Source organism: Thioclava indica (assembly GCF_000714545.1).
Lineage (GTDB): Bacteria > Pseudomonadota > Alphaproteobacteria > Rhodobacterales > Rhodobacteraceae > Thioclava > Thioclava indica.
On sequence record NZ_AUNB01000018.1, the window covers coordinates 169576 to 187039 of the forward strand.

The 17464-nt window shown below is 62.3% G+C and carries 15 protein-coding genes; 13 read left to right on the forward strand and 2 right to left on the reverse strand.

Translation table 11 applies throughout. The features are described 5' to 3' along the window. Window position 1: 1 nt before the first annotated feature. From DT23_RS06935 to recN, 11 genes are all read left to right on the forward strand, one after another. A complete protein-coding gene (locus DT23_RS06935; protein ID WP_038129750.1) occupies window positions 2-1102 on the forward strand; it encodes a UDP-N-acetylglucosamine--N-acetylmuramyl-(pentapeptide) pyrophosphoryl-undecaprenol N-acetylglucosamine transferase in 1101 nt (366 codons plus the stop codon). Then, window positions 1102-2511 carry a UDP-N-acetylmuramate--L-alanine ligase gene (gene murC / locus DT23_RS06940; protein WP_038129752.1) on the forward strand — a complete coding sequence of 470 codons (1410 nt, stop codon included), beginning with the start codon at window positions 1102-1104 and terminating at the stop codon, window positions 2509-2511. The genes DT23_RS06935 and murC overlap by 1 nt, the downstream gene beginning before the upstream one ends. Window position 2512: 1 nt before the next feature. After that, window positions 2513-2767 carry a DUF2484 family protein gene (locus tag DT23_RS06945; protein ID WP_038129756.1) on the forward strand — a complete coding sequence of 85 codons (255 nt, stop codon included), beginning with the start codon at window positions 2513-2515 and terminating at the stop codon, window positions 2765-2767. Between the two features lie 50 nt (window positions 2768-2817). Then, entirely contained in the window at window positions 2818-3747 is a 930-nt protein-coding gene (murB, locus tag DT23_RS06950) for a UDP-N-acetylmuramate dehydrogenase (RefSeq protein ID WP_038129758.1), read from the forward strand. 75 nt (window positions 3748-3822) lie between these two features. Next, window positions 3823-4737, forward strand: coding sequence for a D-alanine--D-alanine ligase (locus tag DT23_RS06955; RefSeq protein ID WP_038129984.1), 915 nt, complete (start codon window positions 3823-3825; stop codon window positions 4735-4737). Continuing rightward, entirely contained in the window at window positions 4725-5678 is a 954-nt protein-coding gene (locus tag DT23_RS06960) for a cell division protein FtsQ/DivIB (RefSeq protein ID WP_038129760.1), read from the forward strand. The genes DT23_RS06955 and DT23_RS06960 overlap by 13 nt, the downstream gene beginning before the upstream one ends. Further along, the gene (ftsA, locus tag DT23_RS06965; protein WP_038129765.1) at window positions 5675-7000 is read left to right on the forward strand and encodes a cell division protein FtsA; all 1326 of its coding nucleotides are present in this window, start codon (window positions 5675-5677) and stop codon (window positions 6998-7000) included. The genes DT23_RS06960 and ftsA overlap by 4 nt, the downstream gene beginning before the upstream one ends. 267 nt (window positions 7001-7267) lie before the next feature. Beyond that, complete coding sequence (ftsZ, locus tag DT23_RS06970; protein ID WP_038129767.1) at window positions 7268-9025, forward strand: cell division protein FtsZ; 1758 nt, start codon at window positions 7268-7270, stop codon at window positions 9023-9025. 232 nt (window positions 9026-9257) lie between these two features. After that, entirely contained in the window at window positions 9258-10178 is a 921-nt protein-coding gene (gene lpxC, locus DT23_RS06975; RefSeq protein WP_038129769.1) for a UDP-3-O-acyl-N-acetylglucosamine deacetylase, read from the forward strand. 181 nt (window positions 10179-10359) lie between these two features. Further along, a complete protein-coding gene (locus tag DT23_RS06980) occupies window positions 10360-11208 on the forward strand; it encodes an outer membrane protein assembly factor BamD (RefSeq protein WP_038129771.1) in 849 nt (282 codons plus the stop codon). Between the two features lie 21 nt (window positions 11209-11229). Beyond that, complete coding sequence (gene recN, locus DT23_RS06985) at window positions 11230-12879, forward strand: DNA repair protein RecN (RefSeq protein WP_038129773.1); 1650 nt, start codon at window positions 11230-11232, stop codon at window positions 12877-12879. A gap of 7 nt (window positions 12880-12886) precedes the next feature. On the opposite strand, the gene DT23_RS06990 is transcribed toward recN, so the two are convergent. Further along, the gene (locus tag DT23_RS06990) at window positions 12887-13282 is read right to left on the reverse strand and encodes a DUF4440 domain-containing protein (RefSeq protein ID WP_038129774.1); all 396 of its coding nucleotides are present in this window, start codon (window positions 13280-13282) and stop codon (window positions 12887-12889) included. Further along, the gene (locus DT23_RS06995) at window positions 13279-14655 is read right to left on the reverse strand and encodes an FAD-binding oxidoreductase (RefSeq protein ID WP_038129776.1); all 1377 of its coding nucleotides are present in this window, start codon (window positions 14653-14655) and stop codon (window positions 13279-13281) included. Before DT23_RS06995 ends, DT23_RS06990 begins: the two co-directional genes overlap by 4 nt. Before the next feature lie 179 nt (window positions 14656-14834). On the opposite strand from DT23_RS06995, the gene DT23_RS07000 reads away from it, so the two are divergent. Continuing rightward, on the forward strand, window positions 14835-16223 hold the full coding sequence (locus DT23_RS07000) for a bifunctional enoyl-CoA hydratase/phosphate acetyltransferase (RefSeq protein WP_038129986.1): 1389 nt from the start codon (window positions 14835-14837) through the stop codon (window positions 16221-16223). After that, window positions 16220-17389 carry an acetate/propionate family kinase gene (locus DT23_RS07005; protein WP_038129778.1) on the forward strand — a complete coding sequence of 390 codons (1170 nt, stop codon included), beginning with the start codon at window positions 16220-16222 and terminating at the stop codon, window positions 17387-17389. The genes DT23_RS07000 and DT23_RS07005 overlap by 4 nt, the downstream gene beginning before the upstream one ends. Window positions 17390-17464: the final 75 nt, after the last annotated feature.

Genomic DNA, 17464 nt, shown 5'->3' on the forward strand with positions numbered 1-17464 from the left:
CATGGCCAAGGATAAAACGCCGTTATTGTTAATCGCCGCAGGCGGCACGGGCGGGCATATGTTTCCCGCGCAAGCATTGGCCGAGGCGATGGTGCGCCGGGGTTGGCGCGTCAAGCTGTCAACAGATGCGCGCGGGGCGCGCTATGCAGGCGGCTTTCCCCATGTGGTTGCGGTTGAGCAGGTGAGTTCAGCAACCTTCGCGCGGGGCGGTGTGTTGGCGAAACTCGCCACCCCGTTCAAGATTTTTGGCGGCATTATTTCGGCTATTTTGCGCAATGTTGCAGATCGCCCGAGCGTCGTCGTGGGCTTTGGCGGCTATCCGACGATCCCTGCGCTGGCGTCGGCGACGTTTCTGGGTTTGCCGCGCGCTATTCATGAACAAAACGGCATCATGGGGCGGGTAAACCGGGTGTTTGCCAAGCGCGTCAACCGCTTTGCCTGCGGCACTTGGCCGACCGATGTGCCAGATGGCGTGCAGGCTGAATATACCGGCAACCCGGTGCGCGCCTCGGTGCTGGAACGCGCGGGCGCGGCCTATATCTCGCCCGGCGATTATCCGATGTCGATTTTGGTGATTGGCGGCTCGCAGGGCGCGCGGATCCTGTCAGATACCGTCCCCGAGGCGCTGGCGCGCCTGCCTGAACCCCAGCGTGCCAATCTGCGCATCGCCCATCAGGCGCGCGCCGAGGATCTGGAGCGCGTCATCGCAGCCTATGACGCGGCCGGCATCACCGCCGAGGTCGAGACGTTTTTTAACGATGTGCCGCGCCGTCTTAGCGAATGCCAGTTGGTGATTTCGCGCGCTGGCGCCAGTTCGATCGCCGATATTTCCGTGATCGGGCGACCCGCCATTTTAATACCCTACGCGGCCGCGGCGGGCGATCATCAAAGCGCCAATGCCAAGGGGCTGGCCAAGGCGGGCGGTGCGATCACCATTCCCGAAAGTAAACTCGACGCCGACACGCTGCGCGACCAGATCGCGCTGGTGCTGGACAATCCCGACGGCGCGCTGCAAATGACGCTCGCTGCCGTTTCCTACGGCGTTCCCGACGCGACCGAGCGGCTTGTGGCGCTCGTGCAAGACCTAGCAGGATACAAATAATGAACGCGACCAAACTGCCCGGAGAACTCGGCCCCATTCATTTCGTCGGCATCGGCGGCATTGGCATGTCCGGTATTGCCGAGGTGCTGATGACGCAGGGCTTCACCGTGCAGGGCTCGGATGCGAAAGCATCGAAAATCACGCAGCGGCTGGAGAGTTTGGGCGCGACCTTCTTTGAAGGCCAGCGCGCGGAAAATCTGGGCGAGGCAGGGGTCGTCGTGATCTCGACTGCGATCAAACGTGGCAATCCCGAACTGGAAGAGGCGCGCCGTCGCGGTCTGCCCGTGGTGCGCCGCGCCGAGATGCTGGCCGAGCTGATGCGGCTCAAATCCAACATCGCGATTGGCGGCACGCATGGCAAGACGACCACCACGACGATGGTGGCCACGCTGCTGGACAAGGGCAATTTCGACCCCACCGTGATTAATGGCGGCATCATTCACGCCTATGGTTCAAACGCGCGCGCGGGTGAGGGCGAATGGATGGTGGTTGAGGCCGACGAGAGCGATGGCAGCTTTAACCGCTTGCCCGCGACCATTGCCATCGTAACCAATATCGACCCCGAGCACATGGAGCATTGGGGCGATTTCGATGCTCTGCGCAAAGGGTTTTACGATTTCGTCTCCAATATTCCGTTTTACGGGCTGGCGGTGTGCTGCACCGATCACCCCGAAGTGCAAACGCTGGTGGGCAAGCTCAACGACCGCCGCGTCGTGACATTCGGGTTTAACGCGCAGGCTGATGTGCGCGCGGTGGGTCTGCATTACGACGCAGGCGTGGCGCATTTCGACATCGCATTGCAGGGCGAAGAGGGCAAGCCGGTGATCGAGGGCTGCACCTTGCCGATGCCGGGCGATCACAACGTCTCGAACGCTTTGGCGGCTGTGGCGGTTGCGCGCCATCTGGGCATGAAAATGACCGAAATCCGCGAGGCATTGGCGGGTTTCGGCGGTGTTAATCGGCGCTTTACCAAAGTCGGCGAGGTGCTGGGTGGTGTCGCGATCATCGACGATTACGGCCACCACCCCGTTGAAATCGCAGCCGTTCTGAAAGCCGCGCGGCAATCGGTGAAACCCGGTGCGCGCGTGATCGCGGTGCATCAACCGCATCGCTATTCGCGTCTGCATTCGCTGTTTGATGATTTCTGTACCTGTTTTAACGAGGCCGATGTGGTCGCCATCGCCGAGGTCTACGCCGCTGGCGAAGAGCCGATTGAGGGCGCAAGCCGCGATGATCTGGTCGCCGGACTAATCGCGCATGGCCACCGCCATGCCCGCGCGATCTTGTCCGAGGATGACCTTTCGCGACTGGTGCGTGAACAAGCGCGCCCCGGCGATATCGTGGTCTGCCTTGGCGCGGGCACGATCTCGACCTGGGCCACCAATCTGCCTGAAAAACTAAAGGCATAGCATGACGACACCGCTCGTTCTGGCCTGTCTCTGGGGGCTTTGCGCCACGCTGATTGCGCTGGGGCCGAGGCGGTTTCACTGGCCGGCGGCGGTGATCTTGATCGTGCTCGCGGTGCCGCTGCTGATCTGGGTGGGGGCGGTGCATGGCGTAATCGTGGCGCTTTTGCTGCTGGCGGGCGCGATGTCGGTGCTGCGCTGGCCGCTGATCTATTTGATGCGTGGGCTGCGCAGAACTTTCGGGTCTCGCAAGAGCTAGGCACGACTGCGCTCTTGTCTGATGCGCGCGGCACCGCTAACACAGCCGCCATGACCAACCCGTCCAGCTATACTCCGCGCGGCGCGCTGACGCCGCATCGCCCCTTGGCCGATCTGACGTGGCTACGTGTGGGCGGGCCTGCGGATTTCCTGTTCCAGCCCGCAGACGAGGCCGATCTGGCCGATTTCCTGCGCGGGTTGCCAGGTGATGTTGCCGTTTTTCCGATGGGGGTGGGGTCCAACCTGATCGTGCGCGATGGCGGTTTGCGCGCGGTGGTGATCCGGCTGGGACGCGGCTTTAACGCGATTGAGATTGACGGCGAGACCGTCACCGCCGGGGCGGCAGCGCTGGATGCGCATGTCGCGCGCCGCGCTGCGCAAGCCGGGCGCGATCTGACATTTCTGCGCACCATTCCAGGTAGCATTGGCGGCGCGGTGGTGATGAATGCGGGCTGCTACGGCTCTTATGTCGCCGATCATCTGATTTCGGCGCGCGCGATCACGCGCGGCGGCGAGGTGGTGACCCTAGCGCCGGATGATCTGAATTTTTCCTATCGTCACAGTGACTTGCCCGAAGGGTCCGTGCTGATCGACGCGACATTTCACACTGAACCGGGCGATCCCGAGGCGCTAGAGGCGCGCATGGCCGAGCAGATCGCCAAACGCGATGCGAGCCAGCCCACCAAGGAACGCTCGGCGGGCTCGACCTTTCGCAATCCGGCCGGGTTTTCCTCGACCGGGCGCGCGGATGACGTGCATGACCTTAAGGCGTGGAGCCTGATTGACGCGGCAGGCTTGCGCGGTGCGCGCCTTGGCGGGGCGCAAATGTCTCAGAAACATAGCAATTTCTTGATCAACGCAGATCAGGCGAGCGCAGCCGATCTTGAAAATCTTGGCGAAGAGGTGCGTAAAAAGGTTTTGCACAACAGCGGAATTTCGTTAGAGTGGGAAATTAAGCGCGTGGGCGAATTCGGGACGTAAGATCACCGGCCTGCGACGTGGTTACTAAATAAGGTTGACGGGGGATAACCCCCGCAAATGGCGAAAGTGGCGGGTATGTCGAGCAGGGCATCCCAACGTGTGGCGGTACTGATGGGCGGCCCTTCTGCTGAGCGGGAGGTCTCTTTGTCTTCTGGGCGCGAATGCGTCAAGGCACTGCGCGCGGCGGGATTTGAAACAATCGAAATCGACGCGGGGGCGGACCTCGTTGATCGTCTTTTGGACGCCAAACCAGCGTGTATTTTCAATGCCTTGCACGGGCGTTGGGGCGAAGATGGCTGCGTTCAGGGCATTCTTGAATGGCTGCGCATCCCCTATACCCATTCGGGCGTTCTGGCCTCGGCGCTGGCGATGGACAAGGCGCGCACCAAGCAGATTTATGCGCAGGCCGGTTTGCCGGTTGTGCCCTCGGTGATTGCCGCCAAAAGCGATGTGATGGCGCGCCATATGATGCCCGCGCCCTATGTCGTCAAACCCAATAACGAAGGCTCGTCGGTCGGCGTTTATCTGGTGATGGACGGTGCCAACGCGCCGCCGCAACTGTCTGATGAGATGCCCGCGCAGGTGATGGTCGAAGCCTATGTGCAGGGGCGCGAGCTGACCGTTTCCGTGCTGGGCGATCGCGCGCTGTGTGTGACCGAGATTATCACCGAGGGCTGGTATGACTACGCCGCGAAATACCAGGCGGGCGGGTCGCGCCATGTCTGCCCCGCCGAACTGCCCGCTGAAATCACCGAGGCTTGCCTCGATTACGCCTTGCGCGCTCATGACGCTTTGGGCTGCCGTGGTCTGTCGCGCACCGATTACCGCTGGGATGACACGCGCGGGTTAGATGGCCTTGTGCTGCTGGAAACCAACACCCAGCCGGGCATGACGCCGACCTCGCTATCGCCCGAACACGCCGCCACATGCGGCATGGATTTCCCCGCGCTCTGCGCTTGGTTGGTGGAGGACGCCTCATGCGATCGTTGATGCGTGATCCGGTTTCTGTGGCGGCGGATCACCGTGGCGGTGCGCCCGCCCGTGTCTATCAACGCGGTCGCCGCCCGGGCACGCGCGATCCCGCGCCCTCGCGGCTGTCGTTCCGCCTGCAGCGGCTGTGGCTGACGCCGGCAGTGCGCGCGCTGACGCGGATTGGCCTGCCGGTGTTTGTCGTCGTTTTGGGGCTTGGCATTTGGCTGGGCGATCAGGGGCGGCGCGCCGATCTGATCGCGCATGTGCAAGATATACGCGAAAAGATCGAACATCGCCCCGAATTCATGGTGTCGCTGCTTAAGATTGAGGGCGCAGGCCCCGAAGTGTCGCGTGCGATCCGCGCAATGCTGCCCACGCAACTGCCCGCGTCCAGCTTTGATCTTGATCTTGACGCCTATCGGGACACGATTGCGCGTCTGGATGCGGTGGCCGATGTCAGTCTTGTGATCCGCCCCGGTGGCGTGCTTGAGGCCGATGTCACGCAACGCGTGCCCGCGATTTTGTGGCGCAAACCGCAAGGAATTGAGATGCTCGATACGACCGGGCATCGCGTCGCCACGCTGCTTTCGCGTGAGGCGCGCCCCGGCTTGCCGCTGATCGTGGGGCAGGGCGCGGATAAAGCTGTGCCCGAGGCGCTGCGTTTGATTGCGGATGCCGGGCCGATCCTGCCGCGTCTGCGCGGGTTGGAGCGGATGGGCGAGCGGCGCTGGGATATGGTGCTGGATCACGGACAGCGCATCATGCTGCCCGAGACCGATCCGCAGGCCGCCCTTGATCGCATCCTTGCGCTCAACACCGCCGAGGATCTGCTCGCGCGCGATTTCACCGTAATTGATTTTCGCAACAAAGACCGCCCGACCATCCGCCTGAGCGATCCTGCGCTCGCCGCCTTCCGTCAGGTGCAATCCGACAGTCTCAAAGTAAGGGCCAGCCAATGACCGATCTGTATGAGTCCCAGCGCGCGATGCGCAACATGCGCAAGGCCGCGATGCAGCGCGGGGTGATCGCGCTGCTTGATATCGGCACCTCTAAGATTGCCTGTCTCGTGCTGCGGTTCGACACCCCCGGTGGCACCGAGGGCGAAGGATCTTTGGCGGGACATGCGGCCGCGCGTGTGATCGGTGCGGCGACGACGCGTTCGCGGGGCGTGCGCTTTGGCGAGATCGACGCGATGGCGGAAACCGAGCGTGCCATTCGCACCGCCGTTCAGGCCGCGCAAAAGATGGCCAATACGCGTGTGGATCATGTGATTGCCTGTTTCTCGGGCGCCCAGCCGCGGTCCTACGGAATCGAGGGCGCGATTGATCTGCAAGGCGAGACGGTTTCAGAGACCGATGTCGGGCGGGTGCTGGCAGCCTGCGAAATGCCCCCGATCGGGCATGGCCGCGAGGTGCTGCATGCCCAGCCAGTGAACTTTGCGCTTGATCATCGCACGGGCTTGGGCGATCCGCGCGGTCATGCGGGGTCGCGTCTGGCGGTCGATATGCATCTGCTGACGGTCGAAGATACCGCGATCCAGAACCTGATTTACTGTATCCGGCGCTGCGATCTGGAACTCGCCGGAATTGCCAGCTCGGCCTATGTGTCGGGCGTGTCCAGCCTTGTCGAGGACGAGCAGGAACTGGGCGCGGCCTGTGTCGATATGGGCGGCGGCGCGACGGGCGTGTCGATTTTCATGAAAAAGCACATGATCTATGGCGATGCGGTGCGGCTCGGGGGCGATCACGTCACTCGCGATATCGCCGCCGGGCTGCAAGTGCCGATGGCGGTGGCCGAGCGGATCAAGACGTTCCACGGCGGCGTGCATGCAACGGGCATGGATGATCGCGAGATGATCGAGTTGGGCGGAGAGTCCGGCGATTGGGAAAAAGACCGCCGCCAGATCAGCCGCGCCGAGTTGATCGGTATCATGCGCCCGCGCGTTGAGGAGATCCTTGAGGATGTGCGCGCGATCCTTGATGCCGCTGGCTTCGAACATTTGCCCAGCCAACAGATCGTGCTGACAGGCGGGGCAAGCCAGATTCCGGGTCTTGACGGGTTGGCAGCGCGGATATTGGGCCAGAATGTGCGTCTTGGCCGCCCGATGCGGGTGCAGGGCTTGCCACAGGCCGCGACGGGATCGGGATTTTCCTCGGTGGTGGGCTTGGCGCTGTTTGCGGCCCATCCCCAAGATGAATGGTGGGATTTCGAATTGCCCCCCGAAACGATGGGCGGGCGCTCGATTCGTCGGGCGATCCGTTGGTTCCGTGATAATTGGTGAAATGTTGAAAAAGTGATAGTTTAGGAGAAGCGCGCGCGAGCATCATTTATCTGATGTTACGCAGGGGCAGCAGAGTGCCTGCAAGAATCCACTATATTCAGCGCAATACGCGAAATACCGCTTGTCACGCAAAAGAGAACTCCAGATTTTGTGTCTCGGAGTAAGTTTTTGCGTGACGTTTAGGTGATTCATAGCTAAATTCAGTCTAATTTCTATTCATTACGGTCTGGGACAGGGCCGGGCAGCAGCAACAGGCGGATAAACCACATGACGTTGAATCTCATGATGTCAGAGCATCAGGACCTCAAGCCTCGGATCACTGTTTTCGGTGTTGGCGGCGCAGGCGGCAACGCGGTCAATAATATGATCGAACAGCAGTTGGAGGGCGTGGAGTTCGTGGTCGCGAATACCGACGCACAAGCGCTTCAACAGTCGAAGTCGGAAGCCCGCGTGCAGATGGGCGTCAAGGCCACCGAAGGTTTGGGTGCAGGCGCACGCCCCTCGGTTGGCGCTGCCGCTGCGGAAGAAAGCATCGAGACAATCGTCGATCATCTCGCAGGCGCGCACATGTGCTTTATCACCGCCGGAATGGGTGGTGGCACGGGCACCGGGGCCGCTCCGATCATCGCGCAAGCTGCGCGCGAATTGGGTGTGCTGACCGTGGGCGTCGTGACCAAGCCGTTCCAGTTTGAGGGCTCCAAGCGGATGCGTCAGGCCGAAGAGGGCCTTGAGGCGCTGCAAAAGGTCGTCGACACGCTGATCATCATTCCCAACCAGAACCTGTTCCGTCTGGCGAATGAAAAGACCACCTTTACCGAAGCCTTCGCGCTGGCCGATGACGTTCTGTATCAGGGCGTTAAAGGTGTGACCGACCTGATGGTGCGTCCCGGCCTGATCAACCTTGATTTTGCCGATGTGCGCGCCGTGATGGACGAGATGGGCAAAGCCATGATGGGCACGGGCGAGGCGGATGGCGATGATCGCGCTGTTCAGGCCGCGGAAAAGGCCATCGCGAACCCGCTGCTCGACGAGATTTCGCTCGCTGGCGCGAAAGGCGTGCTGATCAACATCACCGGCGGCTACGATCTGACCCTGTTCGAACTGGACGAGGCGGCAAACCGGATCCGCGAAGAGGTCGATCCCGAAGCCAATATCATTGTCGGCTCGACGCTGGACCCGGATATGGCTGGCTCGATGCGCGTGTCGGTGGTTGCCACCGGTATTGATGCTGTCGTTGCGACCAATGACATCCCGGTGCCGCGCCGTTCGATGGCTGAGCCGCTGAAACCGGCTGCAGAAGCCGTCGAAGCTGCGACCCATCACACCGAAGATTACGCGCCCCAGCCCGCATCCCAGCCGCAAGCGCAGCAAGCTGCAGCTTCGCTTTCGGTGACCTCGGCTCAGCCCGCGCAGCGCACCGCGCCGCAACCGGCACCGCAAGCACATCAGGCGGCACCGCAACCCGCTCCGCAAGCGCGTCAACCCGCGCCGCAGCCGCAGCAGGCGAATGATCGCACGCTGTTTGATGCCCCTGCTGCGCGTGCTCCGGCCCCCCAACAGGCTGCGGACGATCTGCCGCCCCCCGCCTATAGCGCCCCGCGTGAACCCCAGCCCGACCTTTACGTCGAGGATGAGGCTCAGGGCTATGTCGCCCCGCGTCCGCGCCAGCCCGGCACGCCGTCCCCCGAGGCGCTGCGTCGTCTTGAAGCGGCTGTTGGCAAAGCGCCCGCAGCACAGCGCCCGATGGCAGCAACGCGTCCCGCGCACGCCCAAGAGGCCCCCCAACCGCAGGCCGAAAAGCCGCGTTTCGGGATCAACTCGCTGATCAACCGGATGACCGGTCACAGCGGTGAGGGTCAAGGCGCGCATCCCCAGCACGCCCAGCCTCAGCACGCCCAGCCGCAGGCCGCGCCGCGCGCACAAGCGCCGGTACAACAACCCCGCGCTGAGGTCTATGACGACGAGCAAACCGACGAACAGGATCGCGTTGAGATCCCCGCTTTCCTGCGTCGCCAGGCAAACTAAGAAAAAAACGTTATCACAAAACTGTAATGGGGGCCGGAGTTTTCCGGCCCTTTTTCTATTCATATCAGGGCCTTATGCCGCGTTAGGCGGTGTTTTGCCCGACGTGTGCGCCATTGTTTCACTCCGTTACAAAGAGTGAGTTGAGATGCGCTGACCATCTGACTAACTGAGACTGCGGTACAGAGAGTTGATATTCCGTTACCGCCAAAGATAAAAGTCGTGAGGTCACACCGTGCAAACCACTCTTGCCAGAACCGTTAGCTTTTCGGGCGTTGGGCTCCATTCCGGGGCGCCGGTAGAAATGCGTGTGCATCCCGCGCCTGCGGGCAATGGCATTGTGTTTCGCCGCACCGATGTAACCGGTGTGAACCCGCGTATCGCTGCGCTGTGGAGCAATGTTCCCGCCGCACAGCTTTGCACGAAAATCGAAAATGCCGATGGCGTTCAGGTTTCCACGATCGAACATGTGATGGCCGCGCTGGTCGGCTCGGGCGTGCATAATGCGCTGGTCGAAATCGACGGTCCCGAAGTGCCGATCCTTGATGGTTCCGCGGCCCCTTTCGTCGCGGCGTTCTGCGAGGCGGGCTTGCGCAACCTGAATGGCGCGATGCGCGCGATCCGCGTTCTCAAGCGTATCGAAGTGCGCGAGGGCGCTGCGGTGGCGCGTCTTGACCCTGCCGCTGCGCTTGAAATCGACTTTCACATTGATTTCAGCGACGCCGCGATTGGCATTCAGCATAAGACATTGAAGATGTCGAACGGGGCGTTCGTGCGCGAGCTGATGGATAGCCGCACGTTCTGCCGTCGCTCTGATGTCGAAATGATGCAGGCCAATGGTCTGGCCCTTGGCGGCACCTATGAAAACGCGGTCGTGATCGAAGGCGATCAAGTCCTTAGCCCCGGTGGTTTGCGCCATGCCGACGAGGCCGTGCGTCACAAGATGCTGGATGCGCTGGGGGATCTTGCGCTGGCGGGCGCGCCGATTCTGGGGCGTTACACCGGCACGCGTTCGGGCCATGCGCTGACGAACAAATTGCTGCGCGCCTTGTTCGCCGATCCCACCGCTTGGACGTGGGAGGAGTGTTCGGACGCGCAGTCCTACGCTTTGCCCGGCGCGGGTGTTTGCCCTGCAAAAGCACTGGTTTCGGCCTAATTTGCGCAGCTCCGGGTGAACAGGTTTGTCACGTAACGCAAGCTTGGGCAAAAAGGCAGCAAAGGCATTTTGCGCCCCGGATTTTTCTGTGCTAGGACAACCCAAACCCCCCGCGCGAAGCGGGTGTCAGGATACGGGTCCGGGGCCTTTCCCCCGGTAGTTAAGAGGATTGGGGCAGGGCATGGGGCGCGGCAAAACAGCGGCAGCGAAACTCGGGGCTCTTGGTCTTGTGACCGTTTTGGCCGCGTGCGGTGCAAATCAAAAGGAAATACCCAACCTTGAGAATTTCACGGCGCAACAAATTTACGAGCGCGGCGAATATGAGTTGGAGGTCGGCAATCCGCGCCGCCCCGCCGATGCGCTGAAATATTTCTCTGAGGTCGAGCGTCTTTACCCTTATTCGCAATGGGCCAAGCGCGCGCTGATCATGGAGGCCTACGCCCAGCACCGTGCCAAGAAATACGAAGAGGCGCGCGCCTCGGCGCAGCGTTTCCTTGATACCTACCCGGGCGATGAAGATGCGGCCTATGCGCAATATCTTCTGGCGCTGTCTTATTACGACCAAATCGACGAGGTGGGCCGCGATCAGGGTCTGACCTATCAGGCGCTGCAGGCGCTGCGCGATGTGATCGAGAAATATCCGGACTCGGAATATGCGCAGCCCGCGATTTTGAAATTCGATCTCGCGTTCGACCATCTGGCCGGAAAAGAGATGGAGATCGGGCGTTATTACCTCAAGCGGGGCAATTACACCGCCGCGATCAACCGCTTCCGCGTTGTCGTTGAGCAGTTCCAGACCACCGCGCACACGCCCGAGGCGCTGGAGCGTCTGGTCGAAGCCTATCTTGCCCTTGGCATCAACGACCAAGCCCAGACTGCGGGCGCGATCTTGGGGCACAATTTCCAATCCTCGCCTTTCTACCAAGACGCTTATAACCTATTGGCGAAAAAGGGCCTCAAGCCCGAAGCCAAGGGTGATGGCTGGCTGGCAAAGGTGTATCGTCAGGTGATCAAGGGCGAATGGCTCTGATCGCATGCGGGGCTGGCTGACATGCTGCGTTCGCTGGATATCCACAACATCTTGATTATAGACCGGCTCGAACTCAGTTTCGGGGCCGGTCTTAACGTGCTGACGGGGGAAACCGGCGCTGGCAAGTCGATTTTGCTCGACTGTCTGGGCTTTGTGCTGGGCTGGCGCGGGCGGGCGGAACTGGTGCGTCAAGGGGCCGATCAGGGTGAGGTGACGGCGGTGTTCGAAGTGCCGCCCTCCCATCCGGTGCGCGCAATCCTGACCGAGGCCGGTCTGCCCTGCGAGGATGAGCTGATCTTGCGCCGCGTCAACGCGCGCGATGGCCGCAAGACTGCCTGGGTCAATGACCGGCGTGCCAGTGGCGATGTGTTGCGCCAGATTTCGGCCTCGCTGGTGGAATTGCACGGGCAGCAAGATGATGGTGGTTTGCTCAATGAGCGCGGCCACCGCGCGTTGCTCGATCTGTTCGCCGATCACCCCAAACGTCTTGCCGCGACCCGCGAGGCGTGGAAAGCGCGCTCATCCGCCCAGCGCAAGCTGGACGCCGCGCGCGCCGATCTCGAGGCCGTGCGCCTTGAGGAAGATTTCCTGCGCCACGCGGTCAAGGAACTGGACGCGCTTGACCCGCAACCCGGCGAAGAGGGCGCGTTGGACACCCAGCGCCGCCTGATGCAGGGCGCTGCGAAAATTCGTGAGGATGTGTCCAAGGCCGCGCAGGCTTTGGGCCCCGAGGGGGCAGAGGGCGCGATGCGCGATGCCGATCGCTGGCTGCAAGGGGCCGCCGCGCGGGCCGAGGGGCGTCTGGATGGCCCGCTGGAAACGCTGGAACGCGCGTTGCTGGAATTGGGCGATGCGTTGCAGGGCGTCGAGGGCGCGCTGGATGCGCTTGATTTTGATCCCCGCGCGTTAGAGGCCTGTGAGGAACGCCTGTTTGAAATCCGCGCTCAGGCGCGCAAGCATGGCGTTTTGGCCGATGACTTGGGCGAGTTTGCCAGCGGTTTGCGTGACAAGCTGGCCGCGCTGGATGCGGGGGCCGAGGGGATCGAGGATCTTGAGGTCGAGCTTGCACGCGCAGGTGCCGAGTTTGAACGCGCCTCAAGTGAGCTGAGCAAAGCGCGCGTGGCAGCAGCGACCCGGCTTGATGCGGCAATGGCGGGCGAACTGGCGCCGCTCAAAATGGAGCGCGCGGTCTTTGAAACTCATATCACGCCGGGCGATCCCGGTCCTGACGGGCGCGATTGGGTGGCCTTTACGGTCGCCACGAACCCCGGCGCGCCTGCGGGGCCACTGAACAAAATCGCCTCGGGTGGCGAACTGTCGCGGTTCCTGCTGGCGCTCAAGGTGGTGCTATCGCGCGGGGCCGATGCGCTGACGTTGATTTTCGACGAAATTGATCGCGGTGTTGGCGGCGCGACAGCGGATGCGGTGGGCCGCAGGCTGGCGAAACTGGCCGAGGGTGCGCAGGTTCTTGTCGTCACCCATTCGCCGCAAGTCGCTGCGCGCGGGGCCACCCATTTCCGCGTTGCGAAATCGGTAAGCGACGGGATGACCACGTCGCAAGTGCTGGCGCTGCCGGAATCCGAGCGCATCGACGAAATCGCGCGCATGATCGCGGGGGCCGAAGTTACCGACGCTGCGCGCGAGGCCGCAAAATCGCTGCTCGCGGGTTAGCGGTTTCTCAGGCTGCGGGTTCCACCACGAACTGCGCCGAGACGATCTCCCAGCCAGCCTCCGAACGCTCCATCGTCGCGGCAAAAACCGCGCCAACGCGCCCCGCATCCGAGCCATCGGGATGCACAATTCCCGACAGCACAAAGCGTTGCAGCACGACGCAAGCCCGCTCTCCGACAGGGCGCAGCTTGCTCCGCCCCGTCACAAGGCGCGCACGCGCAAACGCGCCGCTCAGTTCGCCTGCAAGCAGTTCGGTGATTTCCTCACGTCCGGTCGCCGCGCCGCCCGTCAGCGATAGGAAATCAGCGTCTTTGGCGAAATACCCCGCCAGCGTAAGCGCATCGCGTGCGCCCCATGCGCGGGCAAAGGCGCGCGGAAAATCCTCTGGCGTCTCAAAGCTCATGGTTTTTGCTCCACCAGTTTGCCGGGGTTGAGAATGTTTTGCGGATCAAGCGCAGCCTTAAGCGTGCCCATCACATCCCAGCCCGCCCCGTGCTCGTCGCGCATGTAGCCGATCTTGCCCATGCCGATGCCATGCTCGCCCGTCACGGTGCCGCCCATCTCCAGCGAGCGCTTGGCCATCTTGCCCGCCACGGATTTGGCGCGTTTGAACTCGTCCTTGTCGTCGGGGTCCAGCAGCATCACCGAGTGGAAATTGCCATCCCCGACATGGCCGACAATCGGCCCGATCAGCTTTGCCGCTGCGATTTCTGCGGTCATTTCCGCCACGGCCTCGGCCAGACGCGAGATCGGCACGCAAATATCGGTCACCAGCCCCATGCAGCCGGGGCGATGCGCGATCGAGGCCGGATAGGCACCGTGCCGCATCCGCCAAAGCTTGTTGCGATCTTCCGTCGTGGTGGCCCATTGAAAGTCGGCGCCGCCCATATCCGCCACGACCTCGCCAAAGCGTTCTGACGCCTCGGCCACCGCCGCGTCCGAGCCGTGAAACTCGATCATCAGATGCGGCTTGTGCGGGAAATCCGTGCCATTCGCCTCGTTGAAAATCTCGGCCGTCAGCGCGTCGACAAATTCGATCCGCGCCATCGGGATGCCCATCTGGATCGTCAGTTGTACGGTTTCGACCGCCGCCTCCAGCGTATCGAACGCACAGACGGCAGATGAGATCGCCTCGGGCTGGCCATGCAGGCGCAGCGTCAGTTCAGTGATGATCCCGAGCGTGCCCTCAGAGCCCACCATCAGCGCGGTCAGATCATAGCCCGCAGCCGATTTCTTGGCGCGTGATCCCGTGCGAATGATGCGCCCATCCGCCAGTACGACCTCTAGCGCGGCCACATTATCGCGCATTGACCCGTAGCGCACGGTCGTGGTGCCGCTTGCGCGCGTCGCCGCCATCCCGCCCAGCGAGGCATTCGCGCCCGGATCAACGGGGAAAAACAGCCCCGTCGCGCGCAGATCCTCGTTCAGCGCCTCGCGCGTCACGCCGGGCTGCACGCGCACCTGCATATCCGAATCCAGTACCTCAAGGACGCGGTTCATCCGGCTCAAATCCAGACTGATCCCGCCCTGCAGCGGCACCGCATGCCCTTCAAGCGAGGTGCCCGTGCCCCAAGGCGTGATCGCGACGCCATGCGCGGCGCAGATTTTCACCAGATCGGAAACCTCTTGCGTGGTTTCAGGATAGGCCACGGCATCGGGCGGGCTAAAGGGAAACCATGTTTCATTGCGCCCATGCTGATCGCAATCGCCCGGCGCGCGGCTCAACCTGTCGCCGAGCAGCGATTCGAGTGCGCTTAAAGCTTCGTTGAGTGCCATCCCCGACCTCCTTCGTGCATCGTGCCTAGGTCTTAGGCGTCTGGGCCTTTGCAGGGAAGGGGGGACGCGAAATGTCGGCGGTTTTTGTCTCGGATCAAGGATTTGTCATCTGTTACGCGTTAGATGAAACCGATAGGCACAATAAAGATGCGCGCGCAGTAGATAGGCAGGAGACCTCGATGATTTTGGAAAGCCGGAACTGGGATGAAATGGAGGTCGGCCAAAGCGCAGAGCTGAAACGGCTGTGCACGGCGGATGATTTCTATGTCTTTGCCGCGGCGTCGGGCAATCACAACCCGGTCCATCTTGAGGCCGAGGATGGCGATGGCGACGGGGTGCGTGAGGCCTATGCGCCGGGCATGTTCGTCGCCTCGCTGATTACAGCGGTGCTGGGGAACTTTTTGCCGGGGCCGGGCACGCTTTATCGCTCGCAAAGCCTGAATTTTCACGATCATGCCTTGGCGGGAGACGAATTATGCGCGCGCGTCGAGGTGGTGGAAAAGCTGGCCGATGGCGCGGTGCGTTTTGCTACGCAGGTCACACGGATCAGCGATGGCGCGCTGATCGTGGATGGTATGGCCGATGTGTTTGCCCCCAAGAAACATCTGAAATTCGACGCGCTCGAAGTGCCCGGCCTGATAAGCCAGCGCCATCGCCATTTCGAGAAACTGCTCGAACGCGCCGAGCCGCTGCCCGATCTTGTCACGGCAGTGGTCTGTCCCGAGGAACCGGCCTCGCTGGAAGGCGCGATTTTGGCTGCCGAACATCGCATCATCGAGCCGCTCTTGATTGGTAATCCCGAAAAGATCATGCGGGCGGCTGACGAGTGCGGTCACGATGCCACCCGCTTTGAAATCCTGCCCGCCGAGAGCGCGCGCGACGCTGCCCGCCTGGCCGTGCAACTGGTCAATGACGGGCGTGCGGGCGCGATTATGAAAGGGCATCTGCACACCGATACGCTGCTCAAACCGATGCTGGATAAGGTTACGGGGCTGCGCATGGGGCGTCGTTTCACCCATGTTTTCGTGATGGATGTGCCCGGCGTGCCCCATCCGCTGATCGTCACCGATGCCGCGATCAACATCGCGCCAGATCTGGTGACCAAGGTGGATATCGTGCAAAACGCGATCGACGTGGCGATCTCGATTGGCATTGCGGTGCCCAAGGTCGGCGTGCTGAGCGCGGTCGAAACCGTGACGCCCTCGATCCCGTCCTCGCTGGATGCCGCGCTTCTGTCGAAAATGGCCGAGCGCGGACAGATCACCGGGGGCGAGGTCGACGGGCCGCTGGCGATGGATAACGCGGTCGATCTGGGGGCCGCGCGCACCAAGGGCTTGCGCGGGCAGGTGGCAGGGCGCGCCGAGGTGCTGGTCGCGCCGGGCATCGACTCCGCCAATATGCTGGCCAAGCAACTGGCCTATATCTCGCATGCCGAAGGGGCTGGACTGATGCTGGGGGCGAAAGTTCCGGTAATCCTCAATTCGCGCTCCGATAGCTCGATGGCGCGGCTGGCCTCGGCGGCGGTGGCCTCAATCCACTATTTCCGACTGCGGGGGAATGTAGAATGACACGCGCGATTTTAACTGTGAATTCAGGGTCTTCTTCGCTAAAGCTCGGGTTGTTTAGCGAAAATCTGGATATGCTGGCGATGGGCCATGTTGACCGGATCGGGCGTCGCGAAGCGGCGATGAAACTGACCGGAGCGGATGGCGCGTCGCTGCCGCTTTCCGAAACCGCGCCCGAAGCCTTCGCCACCAACGCTGCCGCGTTGGAAACCGCGCTAGACGCCTTTCGCGCCGATTTCGACGCACTCGAAATTGTCGCGGTCGGGCATCGCATCGTGCATGGCGGGCTTAAGCACGCCGCGCCCGAAAAGGTGACAGCGGCGCTGATCAAAGACCTCGCGCGGCTCGCCCCCTACGCGCCATTGCACCAGCCCCACAATCTCGCCGGTATTCGTGCCGCGATTGACGCCTTTCCCGGCGTTCCGCAAATTGCGTGTTATGACACGGCCTTCCATCGCGGCCATCCGTTCGTGTCCGATGTTTACGCCCTGCCGCGCGCCTATTACGAGAAGGGCGTGCGCCGCTACGGCTTTCACGGGCTAAGCTATGACTACATCGAAAGTGAACTGGCGCGCAGCGAACCCGATCTGCATGCCGGGCGCGTCGTGGTAGCCCATCTTGGGTCGGGCGCCTCGATGTGCGCGCTTAAGGGCGGTAAATCCATTGCCTCAAGTCTTGGGTTTTCGGCGCTCGACGGGCTGCCGATGGGCACCCGCTCGGGCGAGTTGGACCCGGGCGTTGTTCTCTATCTGATGGATCAAGAGGGGATGGGTGCGGCCGAGATTTCCGATCTGCTTTACAAGAAATCCGGCCTTCTTGGCCTGTCGGGCATCTCTAATGACATGCGCACGCTTGAGGACAGCGACGATCCCCATGCCGCGCAGGCCATCGCCTATTTCGCCTTCCGCATCAAACGTGAGATCGGCGCGATGGCGGCCGCGCTTGGCGGGCTCGACGGGATCGTGTTTTGCGGCGGGATCGGTGAAAATTCTGCGCGCCTGCGCGCCGAGGTCTGCGCCGATATGGGCTGGCTCGGCATTGATCTTGACGCGGAGGCAAACGCGCAAAGCGCGCGCGATATCGGCGCGGATCGGGTGCGCGTAATGGTGATTCCGACCAATGAGGAAATTATCATCGCCCGTGCCGCGCGCAAGGTTCTCAGCCTTTAAGCGCGGCGCGCGGAACCATTGCGGGACGCTCCGCGGGGAGTATTTGAGGCTAGATGAAAGCAGACCGCCTTTTCA

What these genes read in the sequence shown, in the direction of transcription:
- DT23_RS06980 (WP_038129771.1), top strand. Translation starts at nt 10,360, where the DNA reads ATGGGGCGCGGCAAAACAGCGGCAGCGAAACTCGGGGCTCTTGGTCTT.
- DT23_RS06955 (WP_038129984.1), top strand. Translation starts at nt 3,823, where the DNA reads ATGTCGAGCAGGGCATCCCAACGTGTGGCGGTACTGATGGGCGGCCCT.
- DT23_RS06990 (WP_038129774.1), bottom strand. Translation starts at nt 13,282, where the DNA reads ATGAGCTTTGAGACGCCAGAGGATTTTCCGCGCGCCTTTGCCCGCGCA.
- DT23_RS07005 (WP_038129778.1), top strand. Translation starts at nt 16,220, where the DNA reads ATGACACGCGCGATTTTAACTGTGAATTCAGGGTCTTCTTCGCTAAAG.
- murC (WP_038129752.1), top strand. Translation starts at nt 1,102, where the DNA reads ATGAACGCGACCAAACTGCCCGGAGAACTCGGCCCCATTCATTTCGTC.
- DT23_RS07000 (WP_038129986.1), top strand. Translation starts at nt 14,835, where the DNA reads ATGATTTTGGAAAGCCGGAACTGGGATGAAATGGAGGTCGGCCAAAGC.
- DT23_RS06995 (WP_038129776.1), bottom strand. Translation starts at nt 14,655, where the DNA reads ATGGCACTCAACGAAGCTTTAAGCGCACTCGAATCGCTGCTCGGCGAC.
- DT23_RS06935 (WP_038129750.1), top strand. Translation starts at nt 2, where the DNA reads ATGGCCAAGGATAAAACGCCGTTATTGTTAATCGCCGCAGGCGGCACG.
- recN (WP_038129773.1), top strand. Translation starts at nt 11,230, where the DNA reads ATGCTGCGTTCGCTGGATATCCACAACATCTTGATTATAGACCGGCTC.
- ftsA (WP_038129765.1), top strand. Translation starts at nt 5,675, where the DNA reads ATGACCGATCTGTATGAGTCCCAGCGCGCGATGCGCAACATGCGCAAG.
- ftsZ (WP_038129767.1), top strand. Translation starts at nt 7,268, where the DNA reads ATGACGTTGAATCTCATGATGTCAGAGCATCAGGACCTCAAGCCTCGG.
- murB (WP_038129758.1), top strand. Translation starts at nt 2,818, where the DNA reads ATGACCAACCCGTCCAGCTATACTCCGCGCGGCGCGCTGACGCCGCAT.
- DT23_RS06960 (WP_038129760.1), top strand. Translation starts at nt 4,725, where the DNA reads ATGCGATCGTTGATGCGTGATCCGGTTTCTGTGGCGGCGGATCACCGT.
- DT23_RS06945 (WP_038129756.1), top strand. Translation starts at nt 2,513, where the DNA reads ATGACGACACCGCTCGTTCTGGCCTGTCTCTGGGGGCTTTGCGCCACG.